Genomic DNA, 12,030 nt, shown 5'->3' with positions numbered 1-12,030 from the left:
GTGGTGTCCTCCGGTCCCCTGCGCCTCGCGCTCGTCTCGCTGCACACCTCTCCCGGGGCGGACCCCGGCAGCGGCGACGCGGGCGGCATGAACGTCGTCGTCCGTCACCAGGCCGCCGCCCTCGGCGCCCTGGGCCACGACGTCGAGGTGCTCACCCGTCGCTCCTCGCCCGACCAGCCCGCCGTGTCCGAGCTCGCCCCGGGCGTGGTCCTGCGCGTCCTCGACGCCGGACCCGCCGAGGTCGTCCCCAAGGGCCGCCACGAGGAGTTCACCGCGGAGTTCACGGCCACGATGCGCGAGCTCGGTCCGTGGGACGTCGTGCACGGGCACCACTGGTTCTCCGGCGTCGCCGCGCTGCCCGTCGCCCGCGATCTCGGCGTGCCCTACCTGCAGAGCTACCACTCGATCGCCGCCGACCCGTCGACGCCGCTGTCGCACGGCGAGCGTCCCGAGTCGGCGGGCAGGCTGGCCGGCGAGGCACGTCTCGCGCGCGAGGCGGACGTCGTCGTCGCCGTGAGCGAGGCCGAGGCGGCGACGGTCTCCGAGCGCCTCCGGGGCGCCGCGGAGCGCGTCGTCGTCGTCCCGCCCGGGGTGGACGCCGACGTCTTCCGCCCGGGGCCGCGCGACAGTCCGCCGTTCGTCCTGGTGGCCGGCCGTCTCGAGCCCCTCAAGGGCCCCGACCTCGCGCTCCGTGCCGTGGCCGCCGTGCCCGCGGGCGTCCGACCGCGGCTCGTCGTCGCCGGGGGCGCCTCCAGCGAGCACGCCGACTACGAGGCCGAGCTCCACCGCCTCGCCGACGAGCTGGGCCTGGCCGACGAGGTGACCTTCGTGGGCCCGCGCAGCCGACGGGGCCTCGCCGAGCTCCTCCGTGGCGCGTCGGTCGTGGTCGTGCCCAGCCACAGCGAGACCTACGGGCTCGTCGCGCTCGAGGCGGCCGCCTCCGGCACTCCCGTGGTCGCCGCCGACGCCGGCGGACTGCGCGAGGCCGTCGTGCACGGCGCGACCGGGACGATCGTCGGCGATCGCGACCCGGAGACCTGGGGTGCCGCGATCGGCGCGTACCTCGACGACGCCGACCTCGCGGCGGTCACCGCGACGGCCGCGAGGGAGCACGCGCTCGCCCGCCCCTGGAGCCGGTCCGCGCGGGCGCTCGAGGCCACGTACCGCCGGGCCCTCTCGGCACGCTGACGCGGGTCGTCGCGCGACGCCGCACCGGGCACCGGCGTGACCGCGGTGCACGGCGGAGGCCGCTCGGGCGGGTAACGTCGTCCCGGTCGGTCGCGCTCGCGCGCCGACGACCGTCGGACCGGCGCCGCACCCCTGCCCGTGAAGCTCGTGCGGCACCGCGCCGACCAGGGGCCGCACCTCCTGCCCGGAGGTGCGGCTCCGCTCGTCCCGGCGGTGCGGGAGAGCGGCACCCTCCCGGTCGGGCCGCCTGCCGTGGAAGCTCCGGACGGACCTGGAGGGGTGCCGCGCACGCGTCGTCGAGGACGTGTGCTCGACCAGACCACCACCGCGGGCGCTGGTCGTCAACCCCGGTCCGCCTTGGTTGCCGCGCCACGGCGAGCTTGATAAAATCCCAGGTCAACATCGATATTCGCTAGACCCTCTACCTAGACGGCCTAGCTGGCTATGATCGGGTGATGACCATGCAACAGCCGCTCGCGGACTTCGACGCCTCCGGGTACTGGTACGAGGCCACGAACGAGGAGCGCGGCGTCGAGGTGCTGAACGCCCTCCGTCGCTACCGCGCCGCCGAGAGCGAGATGCGGAAGCGCACGCGGACCTCCATGAAGATGGGCGAGACCGACCTCCAGGCGATCCGGTACCTCATGCAGTCCCAGCGGAGAGGGCTCCCGGTCAGCGCGAAGGACCTCGCGACGCACCTGAAGATCACCACCGCGTCGACGTCGGTCCTCATCGCACGACTCGTCAAGAGCGGCCACCTGCTCCGGCACGCCGACCCGCACGACCGTCGCGCCGTCCTGCTCACGGCCACGGGCGAGTCCGACACCGAGGTCCGCGCGACCCTCGCGGGCATGCACGCGCGGATGATCGTCGCCGCGGAGCACCTCTCCGCCGACGAGGCCGCCGCCGTCGTGGGCTTCCTCCGGGAGATGGCGGCGGCCGTCGAGCACGAGGACGACGCAGGAGCAGCCACGCCGACCCACTGACGGCGACCCGCGAGGCGTGTCCACTTTGCGCACCGGGACTCGATCTAGTTAGAGCGACTAGGGAACATGCGGCATCATGGACCACGTCACCGGTTCACGGCGGTGACTGTCCGGGTTCTCCTCAGGCGGCGCAGGGTCGTCAGGAACGAGTCGAATCATGCACGCGCACCACTCCACCAGCCCGCTGGCCGGCCTCCGTCACGAGGACCTCGTGTCGATGCTGAGGACCCGCTTCGACGTCACGGCCGAGGTCGTCGACGTCGACCCGTTCACCACGCGCACGGTGGAGCGGATCTCCGCCTGACCGGTCCACGGCGGTCGCCCAGCTGGCACGGACCCGTTCGACAGCCGGAGCCCCGTACCCTCTCGGCGTGACCCGACGAACCCGTCCCGTGCTCCGAGCGGTCGCGGCCTGCCTGTTCCTCGCCCTCGTCACCGGGTGCGCCCCGACCGGCGACGTCACGCCACCACCGGCCTGCCCGGAGGTCGACCCCGTGCTCGTGGGCGACATCTCCGTCCCCGCCGGCCCCGTGGCGGGCTACTGCCAGGACCGCCTGGTCAACGCCGCGCAGGTCGTGCGGGCCGCACGGTCGCTGGGCATCGGCGAGCACACCCAGGCCATCGGGGTCATGACCGCCATGGGCGAGTCGAGCCTCGTCAACGTCGACCACGGTGACGAGGTGGGACCCGACTCGCGGGGGCTGTTCCAGCAGCGCGACAACGGCCAGTGGGGCACCTACGCGGAGCGCATGGACCCGTACACCGCTGCGCTGCACTTCTTCGAGCGCCTCGTCTCCCTGCCCGACTGGAAGTCCCTGGCCCCCACCGAGGCGGCCCACGCCGTCCAGGTCAACGCCGACCCCGACCACTACACGCGCTGGTGGCCCGAGGCGCAGGAGGTCGTGGCGGCCCTCACGGACGCCACCGGTTGACGACGCCCTTGCCACCTCGGCAACACCGCTGGGCCGTGAGCGCCGGCCGCACCTAGGGTCGCCCTCGTGACCGACCTCGAGCAGCCCCACCCGCACCCGCACCCGCACGCGACCGACCAGCCGGACCCGTCGACGCCGACGTCCGCCCCGACGTCGGACCCCGCCTCCTGGGGCGCCGCCGACTGGGACGCCCGGTACGCCTCGCGGGAGCACGCGTCGGCACCGGGGCGCCTCTGGAGCGGCGCGCCCAACGCGACCCTCGTCGCCGAGGCCGAGGGCCTCGCTCCCGGCCGCGCCCTCGACGTCGGCTGCGGCGAGGGCGCCGACGCACTGTGGCTCGCCCGGAGGGGCTGGCAGGTCACGGGCCTCGACCTGAGCCGGGTCGCGCTCGCGCGGGCGGCCGCCGCGGCCGCCGCCGACCCCCGCGTCGCGGGGCGCACGACCTGGCACCGGGTCGACGTCGGCGACTGGTCGCCGGCGACCGCCTCCGCGGACCTCGTGACGGCGCACTTCCTGCACGAAGCTCCCGCGCGGCGCGCGACGACGTTCCGCCACCTGGCCTCCGCCGTGGCCCCCGGCGGCACCCTGCTCGTGGTCGGCCACTCCCCCGCGGACGTCACGACGGGCCTCCGGTCGGTCGAGCACGCCGAGCTCCTCTTCGGCCCCGACGACGTGGTGGCCGCGCTCGACCCGGCCTCCTGGACGATCGAGGTCGCCACGGAACGCCCTCGACCCGAGCGGAGCCACGAGCGCTCCGGCCCGGGCTCCCGGACCGGCACCGCTCACGACACCGTCGTCCGGGCTCGCCGCCGGCCCTGACGGCCGGGCGGCACGCGGAGGCCTAGGCGACGACGCCCGAGCCCTCCCCGGCACGTGCGACCCGCGCCTCGACGCTGTCCGCCGCGACCATCGCCCGGAGGCGCACGGTGGCGATCTCGCCGAGCTCACGGGCGACGTCGCCCAGCTCGGCCGCCTCGTCCTGCTTGAGGCGACGGTCGAGCTCGTCGAGGACCTCCTGCCGGTCGCGCCCGGCCCCGCGCACGACGAAGGTCCGGCCGAAACGTGCCTCGTAGGTGGCGGCGCCCTCGGTGAGCGCGCGTCCCGTGCGGTCGGCGTCCCCTTCGTCGACCAGCGCCTCGCTCCACGAGACGTCGACGGGAGGTCGGTGCGCCAGCACCTCGTCCACCTCGGCGGCGGTGAGGGTGGCGGCCGCGGCCTCCGCCGCCCCGCAGAGGTCGTCGGCGGTCGCGTAGGGCCCACCGGCCACGACGTCGTCGACCCAGCGCCCGACGGGGAGGACTGTCGTCAGGCGGGCTCGGAGGTCGTCGGCGGGGAGGTCGGTCATGCGGCCAGCCTGCCACCCCGGCTCAGCCGCGGGCCGCGGAGGCGGACGGCACTGCCAGACTCCCAGGGCGGTCGACCACCGCCGCGCCTCCTGCGCGCCCGCACGACACCGAGGATCTCGTGACCCGCCTCCGCACCGACCCCGCCCGCACGCAGCTCGTGCTCATGCTCGCCCTCACCTTCACGACGGGCGTCGTCGACGCCGTGGGCTACCTCGGCCTCGACCGCGTCTTCACGGCCAACATGACGGGCAACGTCGTGATCCTCGGCATGGCGCTCGCCCAGGCGGAGGACCTCCCCGTGGCGGGTCCGCTGCTCGCCCTGGGCACGTTCCTGGTCGGGGCCGTGGCGGGCGGCAGGACGCTCCGCACGGCCCGACCGGGCTGGTCCGGCAGGCACACGGTCGCCTTCGCCGTGACCGGCACGGTCCTTGTAGCCCTGGGGGCCGCGAGCGTCGCCTGGCGACCCCAGGAGGGCACGCCGTGGGCCTTCACCGTGACGGGGCTGCTCGGCGCGGCCATGGGCCTGCAGGCGGCCACCGCGCGCCGCATCGCCGTCGCCGACGTGACGACCGTCGTCGTGACGTCGACGATCGTGGGGCTCGCCGCCGACTCGCGCCTCGCCGGCGGCACCGGGGTGCGCGCACCCCGACGGGTGCTCGCCGTGCTGCTGATCCTCGCGGGCGCGGGCGTCGGCGCCCTCCTGCTGCAGGTGCACGTGGGCCTGGGCATGGCGGTCGCGGGCGGGCTCACGCTGCTCGTCGCGCTCGCCGGCCACCTGCTGCGGGAGCGTCGGGCGCCTTCGAGCGACAGCTGACGGACATCTGCGATCGTGTTGCTTTCGTCGTGCTCGGCGCCTAGCATCGTCGACAGCGCAGACGAGCGCAGGTGAACGAAGACCGGCACAGGTGACGCGGAGGTCCCATGTACGCGACGGAGCGGCACGACGCCATCCTCTCCACGCTCCGCGAGCGGGGCCGCGTCGTCGTGGCCGAGCTCGCCGGCAGCTTCGACGTCACCACCGAGACCGTCCGTCGCGACCTCGACGCCCTGGAACAGGCGGGCCACCTGCAGCGCGTCCACGGCGGCGCCGTCGCGCCGGGTCGCAGCAGCGTGAGCGAGCTGTCGGTCGACGAACGCTCCCGCCGGCACACGCCCGGCAAGCTCGCCGTGGCCCGCCTCGCCGCCCGGCTCGTGCCCCCGACCTTCACCGGCTCCGTGGCGCTCGACGCCGGGACCACCACCGCTGCGCTGGCCGCCGAGCTCGCCTCCTGGCGGCCCGCGGCACCGGGGGGCGTGCTCACGGTGGTGACCAACGCGGTCCCCATCGCGGCCCTCCTGCAGCACAGCCCGCACGTCGACCTGCACCTGCTGGGCGGCCGGGTGCGGGGCGTGACGAGCGCCGCCGTCGGCACCTCGACGGTCGAGCAGCTCGGCGGGCTCCGCCCCGACATCGCCTTCGTCGGCACCAACGGCCTCAGCGCAGGGTTCGGGCTCTCCACCCCCGACGAGCTCGAGGGCGCCGTCAAGGCCGCCCTCGTCCGGGCCGCGCGCCGCTCGGTCGTCGTCGTCGACGCGACCAAGCACGGCGAGGAGGCGCTCGTGCGCTTCGCCCGCCTCGCCGAGGTCGACACGATCGTCACCGACCTCGCTCCCCCGGCCGACCTCGCCGAGGCCCTCGAGGCCGACGGCGTCGAGGTCCTCGTCGCCGACCCGTCCGACGCCCCCTCAGGAGGCCCCGCGTGATCGTCACCGTCACCGCCAACCCGTCGCTCGACCGCACCATCGAGCTCGCGGCCCCGCTCGCCGTCGGGGCCGTGCAGAGGTCCGTCCGCACCACCGACGAGCCCGGCGGCAAGGGCGTCAACGTCTCGCGCGCCGTCGCCGCCTCGGGGGGCGCGACCGTCGCCGTGCTGCCCGGCGCGCTCGACGACCCCGTCCTCGTGGCCCTCCGCGAGCGCGGCGTGCCGGCCGTGAACCTGCCGATCGTGGCCCGCCTGCGGGCCAACGTGACCCTCACCGAGCCCTCGGGGACGACCACCAAGGTCAACGAGCCCGGTCCCGACCTGTCCGCCCACGCCGACGCCCTCACCGCCCTGGTCGTCGAGCAGTCGGCGGGCGCCGACTGGCTCGTGCTCGCCGGCTCGCTGCCCCCGGGCCTGCCGGACGACCAGCTCGCCGTGCTCGTCCGGGCGGTGCAGGAGCAGCTGGGCGCGTCCGCCCCGCGCGTCGCCGTGGACTCGTCCGGTCACCCCTTCGCGGCCCTGCTCGACGCCGACGTGGCGATCGACCTCGTCAAGCCCAACGCGGAGGAGCTCGCCGAGGTCGTCGGTGGCGACCCCGCCGCCTTCGAGGCCGACCACGCCCTCGCCGCGACGGCCGCGCGGCAGCTGCTGTCCCGCGGCGTCCGGGCGGTCCTGCTGACCCTCGGCGGGTCGGGCGCCGTGCTCGTCACCGACGAGGGCTCCTGGGCCGCCGCCGCTCCCCGCATCACGCCCCTCAGCACCGTCGGCGCCGGCGACTCGTCGCTCGCCGGCTACCTGCTCGCCGAGACGAGCGGCGCCGCCCCCGCGGACCGCCTCGCCCAGGCCGTCGCCTCCGGCGCGGCCGCCGCGGCGCTGCCCGGCAGCGTCGTCCCCGCCCTCGACCAGACCCGCCCCGACCACGTCTCCGTGGTCCGCGTCGACGTGCCGGTGCCGCCGGCCGCCGCCTGACGCGCCCGTCCTTCCCCGCATCGCCACCGCCTCCTGCACCAGCAGAGCCGCTCACCAGAGGAGAGCCCATGTCCACCCTCATCACGACCGGTCTCGTCGGTCTCGACGACGACCTCGGCGCGACGTCGACCGACGTCATCCACGCGCTCGCGGCCCGCGTCGCCGCCGCCGGCCGGGCCGGTTCGGCCGAGTCGCTCGCCGCCGACGCGCTCGCCCGTGAGGCGTCCGTCGGCACGGGCGTTCCCGGCGGCATCGCGATCCCCCACGCCCGCTCGGCGAGCGTCACCGAGCCGACCCTGGCCTTCTCGCGCCTCGCACGGCCGGTCCCCTTCGGGGCGCCCGACGGCGACGCCGACGTGGTCTTCATGATCGCGGTGCCCGAGGGCGCCGACGGCGACCACATGACGGTGCTGTCGACGCTCGCCCGCGCGCTCATCCGCGAGGACTTCACGGCCGCCCTCCGTGCGGCCCGCACCCCCGACGACGTCGTGCGCCTCGTCGAGGACGAGGTCGGCGGCGAGGTCGCCGAGACGCGCGCGGCGTCCGCCGCTCCCGCAGGAGGCGCGACCCCCGCCCCCGACGCGGCCCCGGTCCGCCGCCTGGTCGCGGTCACCGCCTGCCCCACCGGCATCGCCCACACCTTCATGGCGGCCGACGCCCTCGTCGCCGCGGCGAAGCGCGCCGGGGCGGAGCTGCAGGTCGAGACGCAGGGCTCGTCGCAGGTGACCCCGCTCGACCCGGCCGTGATCGCGTCGGCCGACGCCGTCATCTTCGCCGTCGACGTCGACGTGCGCGACAAGGCCCGCTTCGCCGGGCTCCCCGTCGTGCAGGGACCGGTCAAGCGCGGGGTCGACGCCCCCGACGCCATGGTGGCCGAGGCGCTGACCGCCGCCGACGACCCCCGGGCCGCACGCGTCTCGGGCAGCGCGGCCCCCGGACCGGCCGAGGAACGCCAGCGGCAGGGCTTCGGCTCGTCGCTCAAGCGCTGGCTGCTCACCGGCGTGTCGTACATGATCCCGTTCGTCGCCGCGGGCGGACTCCTCATCGCGCTCGGCTTCGCCATGGCCGGGTACCAGATCGCGAACGACGCCGATGCCGTGCTCACGGCGTACTCGCTGGGGAACCTCCCGCCGGAGGGGCTCCTCTACTTCTTGGGGGCCGCGGCCTTCAAGATCGGCCAGCTGTCGATGGGCTTCCTCGTCGCGGCGCTGGCCGGCTACATCGCCTACGCCATCGCGGACCGGCCCGGGATCGCGCCCGGCTTCGTCGTCGGCGCGGTCGCCGTCTTCACCAACGCGGGCTTCATCGGCGGCCTGGTCGGCGGTCTGCTCGCCGGTGCGGCGGCGTACTGGATCGGCAAGCCGACGGTCCCCCGCTGGCTCCGCGGCCTCATGCCCGTCGTCATCATCCCGCTGCTCGCCTCGATCGTCGCGTCCGGCCTCCTGCTGCTCGTGCTCGGCGGCCCGATCGCCGCACTCATGGCGGCGCTCACGGACTTCCTCAACGGGCTCTCCGGCTCGGGCGCGGTCCTCCTCGGCGTGATCCTCGGCCTCATGATGTGCTTCGACCTCGGTGGTCCCGTCAACAAGGTCGCGTACGCCTTCGCCGTCGCGGGCCTCTCGGCCGGTTCCGTCACCGACAACCCGGCACCGCTCATGATCATGGCCACGGTGATGGGCGCCGGCATGGTGCCGCCGCTCGCCATGGCCCTCGCCTCGACCCTGCTCTACCGCAAGGGCTTCACGCAGGAGGAGCGCACCAACGGTGGCGCCGCCTGGCTCCTGGGCGCGTCGTTCATCTCGGAGGGCGCCATCCCGTTCGCCGCGGCCGACCCCCTGCGCGTGATCCCGGCCAGCATGGTCGGCGGTGCGGTCACCGGTGCGATCTCGATGGCGGCCGGCGTCACGTCACAGGCGCCGCACGGTGGCCTCTTCGTCTGGTTCGCCATCGACGGCCTCGGCATGTGGGTCGTCGCGATCCTCGCCGGCACGATCGTCACCGCCCTCGTGCTCGTCGCGCTCAAGGTGCTCGTGAAGCCGCGTCGCCAGGTCCCCGCGGTCGACGCGACCTCCGCCGACGCCGCCGGCGTCGTCGGGCAGGGCCGCCCCGTGGCGACCGCCTGACCCCACGCCCGTCGGGCGGGAGGCCGTGTCCCGGGAGGGGCGCGGCCTCCTGTGCGTCCACGGGCCTCCCAGCCTCGACGGGTGCCCGGGCGTACGGTCTGGGCATGGATCAGCACGAGCAGCCCGACGACCGTCGCACCGCCGACCTCGACCGCGAGGAGGTCGCATCGTCCCCCGCACCGAACGTCGAGGACGTCGCCGCCGACCTCTCGCTCGCCATCGTGTCCGAGGCGACCGCCATGACGCAGGACGACGCAGAGTCGCTCGAGCAGAGCGACGAGAACCTCCGCGACGTCGTGCGCGAGCAGGTGCAGCAGCCCCTCGACCCCCAGCAGGAGGAGGTCGTCGCCACGCTCGGCGCGGCCGGTGGCAGCCTCGCCGCGGGCCTCAGCGTCGCCCTCGCCGACGCCCGTGGCGTCGACGCGCGCGACGTGCTCCAGGCCACGGCCCAGGCCGTGCTCGCCCAGCGGAGCGACGCGCAGGGCGACGTCGGACGCTCCTGACACCATGGGGGCATGAGCCCCACCGACGCCGCCGCACCCGCCTCCGCCGCCCCTGACCGGGGCGATGCCGACCGGGTCGACGGTGGTCCTGGCGCCGCGGAGCTCGACGCCGAAGCGCTCGAGCTGCTGCGGGCCCTCACGGGCCGCGCCGACGCCGTGTTCCACGACGGGCAGCTCGAAGCGATCCGGGCCCTCGTCAGCGACCGGCGGCGGGCGCTCGTGGTCCAGCGCACCGGCTGGGGCAAGTCCGCCGTCTACTTCATCGCGACGCTGCTGCTGCGGCGGCGGGGCGGCGGTCCCACGCTCCTCGTGTCGCCCCTCCTGGCCCTCATGCGCGACCAGGTCGCCGCGGCGGCCCGCGCGGGCGTGCGCGCGGTGGCCGTCAACTCCGCGACGGCCCACGAGTGGGACGACGCCCAGCGTGCCCTCGCCGCCGACGAGGTCGACGTGCTGCTGGTCTCGCCCGAGCGCCTCAACAACCCGCGGTTCCGCGACGAGCAGCTGCCCCTCCTGGTGGCCCGCCTGGGCATGCTCGTCGTCGACGAGGCGCACTGCATCTCCGACTGGGGCCACGACTTCCGCCCCGACTACCGCCGCCTCGCCGAGCTCGTCCGTTCGCTGCCGCCCACCGTGCCCGTGCTCGCGACCACCGCGACGGCCAACGAGCGCGTCGTCGCCGACGTCGAGGAGCAGCTGTCGGCCGGGCCCGGGGCCGAGGTGCTGACCATCCGCGGCTCGTTGGCCCGCTCGTCCCTGCGGCTCGGCGTGCTCACGTTGCCCACCTCGGCCGACCGCCTGGGCTGGCTCGTCGGGCACCTGCGCGACCTGCCCGGCAGCGGGATCGTCTACGCCCTCACCATCTCGGCGGCCGACGACACCGCCCGCCTGCTCCGCCAGGCCGGCTACGACGTCGAGTCGTACTCGGGCCGCACCGACCCCGACGAGCGCGAGCGGCTCGAGGCCCGGCTCAAGGGGAACGACCTCAAGGCGCTCGTCGCCACGAGCGCCCTCGGCATGGGCTTCGACAAGCCCGACCTGGGCTTCGTCGTGCACCTGGGGGCACCGTCGTCCCCCGTCGCGTACTACCAGCAGATCGGGCGCGCGGGGCGTGCCACCGAGAACGCCGACGTGCTCCTGCTGCCCGGTCGGGAGGACACCGAGATCTGGCAGTACTTCGCCACGGCCTCCATGCCGAGCGAGCAGCGCGCCGCGGCCGTGCTGGCCGAGCTGGGCGACGTCCCCCTGTCGACGCCCGCCCTCGAGGCCCGGGTCGACCTCAAGCGCACGCCGCTCGAGCTCATGCTCAAGGTGCTCGACGTCGACGGCGCCGTCCAGCGCGTCCAGGGCGGCTGGATCGCCACCGGGCGGCCGTGGTCCTACGACGCCGAGCGGTACGGGCGCATCGGCGCTGCCCGCGTCGCCGAGCAGGAGGCGATGCTGCGGTACGAGCGCGGCGAGGAGTGCCGCATGCAGCTGCTGCAGTCCGAGCTGGACGACCCGGGCGCGGCCCGCTGCGGGCGGTGCGACGTCTGCGCGGGCGCCTGGTACCCGACCGACGTCGCCGCCGACGCCCAGGCGAGCGCTTCGGCCTCGCTCGACCGCGTCGGCGTCGAGGTCGAGCCGCGCGCGCAGTGGCCCACGGGCGCCGACCGTCTGGGCCTCCCGGTCAAGGGCAAGATCGCGCCGGAGGAGCGGGTCGAGCCCGGCCGCGCCCTCGCGCGCCTCACCGACCTCGGCTGGGGCACGACCCTGCGCGCCCTCCTGGCCGAGGGCGCGCCCGACGGCCCCGTGACGAAGGGGCTCGTCGACGGGTGCGTCCGCGTGCTCGCCGAGTGGGGCTGGGCCGAGCGCCCGGTCGGCGTCGTCGTGGTCCCCTCGCGTCGTCGCCCGCAGCTCGTCGCCTCGCTCGCGCAGGCGCTCAGCACCGTGGGGCGCCTGCCCCTGCTCGGCGAGCTGACCCTCGCCCGACCCGACGCGCCGTCACGGGCCGGCAGCGTCAACAGCGCCTACCGCCTGGCCGACGTGTGGGACTCCCTCACGGTCGGACCGGAGCTGGCGGCGGCCCTGGCCGAGGCAGCTGGCCCCGTGCTGCTCGTCGACGACGTGGTCGACTCGCGGTGGACGCTCACCGTCGCGGGTCGAGCCCTGCGCCGCGCGGGCGCGGGCCCGGTCCTGCCGTTCACCCTCGCGGTCGTCGCCTGACGACCGTGACGGCGACGCCTCGGGGCGCCGGCGGGCGCC

General features: G+C 75.6%; 12 protein-coding genes. 11 read left to right on the top strand and 1 reads right to left on the bottom strand.

Annotated features, from left to right (window positions below; genetic code table 11):
* Nucleotides 1–3 precede the first annotated feature (3 nt).
* The 5 genes from ACYVHQ_RS02325 (at nucleotide 4) to ACYVHQ_RS02305 (ending at nucleotide 3,925) form a co-directional block, all read left to right on the top strand.
* On the top strand, nucleotides 4–1,188 hold the full coding sequence (locus tag ACYVHQ_RS02325; RefSeq protein WP_460510519.1) for a glycosyltransferase: 1,185 nt from the start codon (nucleotides 4–6) through the stop codon (nucleotides 1,186–1,188).
* Between the two features lie 455 nt (nucleotides 1,189–1,643).
* On the top strand, nucleotides 1,644–2,174 hold the full coding sequence (locus tag ACYVHQ_RS02320; RefSeq protein WP_460510518.1) for a MarR family winged helix-turn-helix transcriptional regulator: 531 nt from the start codon (nucleotides 1,644–1,646) through the stop codon (nucleotides 2,172–2,174).
* A 157-nt stretch (nucleotides 2,175–2,331) separates the two neighbouring features.
* Nucleotides 2,332–2,478 (top strand): hypothetical protein, encoded by a 147-nt coding sequence (locus tag ACYVHQ_RS02315; RefSeq protein WP_460510517.1) that lies wholly within the window; start codon nucleotides 2,332–2,334, stop codon nucleotides 2,476–2,478.
* Between the two features lie 67 nt (nucleotides 2,479–2,545).
* Complete coding sequence (locus ACYVHQ_RS02310; protein ID WP_460510516.1) at nucleotides 2,546–3,106, top strand: hypothetical protein; 561 nt, start codon at nucleotides 2,546–2,548, stop codon at nucleotides 3,104–3,106.
* Between the two features lie 66 nt (nucleotides 3,107–3,172).
* A complete protein-coding gene (locus ACYVHQ_RS02305) occupies nucleotides 3,173–3,925 on the top strand; it encodes a class I SAM-dependent methyltransferase (RefSeq protein WP_460510515.1) in 753 nt (250 codons plus the stop codon).
* 22 nt (nucleotides 3,926–3,947) lie between these two features.
* On the opposite strand, the gene ACYVHQ_RS02300 is transcribed toward ACYVHQ_RS02305, so the two are convergent.
* Entirely contained in the window at nucleotides 3,948–4,451 is a 504-nt protein-coding gene (locus tag ACYVHQ_RS02300) for a 2-oxo-4-hydroxy-4-carboxy-5-ureidoimidazoline decarboxylase (RefSeq protein WP_460510514.1), read from the bottom strand.
* Nucleotides 4,452–4,570: 119 nt separating this feature from the next.
* Here ACYVHQ_RS02300 and ACYVHQ_RS02295 point away from each other — a divergent pair, with 119 nt between their 5' ends.
* The 6 genes from ACYVHQ_RS02295 to ACYVHQ_RS02270 all read left to right on the top strand — a co-directional run bounded on the left by ACYVHQ_RS02295 (nucleotide 4,571) and on the right by ACYVHQ_RS02270 (nucleotide 11,991).
* On the top strand, nucleotides 4,571–5,266 hold the full coding sequence (locus tag ACYVHQ_RS02295; RefSeq protein WP_460510513.1) for a YoaK family protein: 696 nt from the start codon (nucleotides 4,571–4,573) through the stop codon (nucleotides 5,264–5,266).
* Between the two features lie 107 nt (nucleotides 5,267–5,373).
* Nucleotides 5,374–6,195, top strand: a complete 822-nt coding sequence (locus tag ACYVHQ_RS02290; RefSeq protein ID WP_460510512.1) for a DeoR/GlpR family DNA-binding transcription regulator — start codon at nucleotides 5,374–5,376, stop codon at nucleotides 6,193–6,195.
* Entirely contained in the window at nucleotides 6,192–7,163 is a 972-nt protein-coding gene (locus ACYVHQ_RS02285; protein WP_460510511.1) for a 1-phosphofructokinase family hexose kinase, read from the top strand. Before ACYVHQ_RS02290 ends, ACYVHQ_RS02285 begins: the two co-directional genes overlap by 4 nt.
* 68 nt (nucleotides 7,164–7,231) lie before the next feature.
* Complete coding sequence (locus ACYVHQ_RS02280) at nucleotides 7,232–9,286, top strand: PTS fructose transporter subunit IIABC (protein WP_460510510.1); 2,055 nt, start codon at nucleotides 7,232–7,234, stop codon at nucleotides 9,284–9,286.
* A 104-nt stretch (nucleotides 9,287–9,390) separates the two neighbouring features.
* Nucleotides 9,391–9,789 carry a hypothetical protein gene (locus tag ACYVHQ_RS02275; RefSeq protein WP_460510509.1) on the top strand — a complete coding sequence of 133 codons (399 nt, stop codon included), beginning with the start codon at nucleotides 9,391–9,393 and terminating at the stop codon, nucleotides 9,787–9,789.
* Between the two features lie 12 nt (nucleotides 9,790–9,801).
* Nucleotides 9,802–11,991 (top strand): RecQ family ATP-dependent DNA helicase, encoded by a 2,190-nt coding sequence (locus ACYVHQ_RS02270; RefSeq protein ID WP_460510508.1) that lies wholly within the window; start codon nucleotides 9,802–9,804, stop codon nucleotides 11,989–11,991.
* Nucleotides 11,992–12,030: the final 39 nt, after the last annotated feature.

This window comes from Frigoribacterium salinisoli, from assembly GCF_054781095.1.
This window is presented reverse-complemented; position numbering and strand designations above follow the sequence as displayed.

Excerpts from the sequence above, each read along its gene's own strand:
- ACYVHQ_RS02270 (WP_460510508.1), top strand. The coding sequence starts at position 9,802 with ATGAGCCCCACCGACGCCGCCGCACCCGCCTCCGCCGCCCCTGACCGG.
- ACYVHQ_RS02275 (WP_460510509.1), top strand. The coding sequence starts at position 9,391 with ATGGATCAGCACGAGCAGCCCGACGACCGTCGCACCGCCGACCTCGAC.
- ACYVHQ_RS02290 (WP_460510512.1), top strand. The coding sequence starts at position 5,374 with ATGTACGCGACGGAGCGGCACGACGCCATCCTCTCCACGCTCCGCGAG.
- ACYVHQ_RS02320 (WP_460510518.1), top strand. The coding sequence starts at position 1,644 with ATGACCATGCAACAGCCGCTCGCGGACTTCGACGCCTCCGGGTACTGG.
- ACYVHQ_RS02315 (WP_460510517.1), top strand. The coding sequence starts at position 2,332 with ATGCACGCGCACCACTCCACCAGCCCGCTGGCCGGCCTCCGTCACGAG.
- ACYVHQ_RS02300 (WP_460510514.1), bottom strand. The coding sequence starts at position 4,451 with ATGACCGACCTCCCCGCCGACGACCTCCGAGCCCGCCTGACGACAGTC.
- ACYVHQ_RS02280 (WP_460510510.1), top strand. The coding sequence starts at position 7,232 with ATGTCCACCCTCATCACGACCGGTCTCGTCGGTCTCGACGACGACCTC.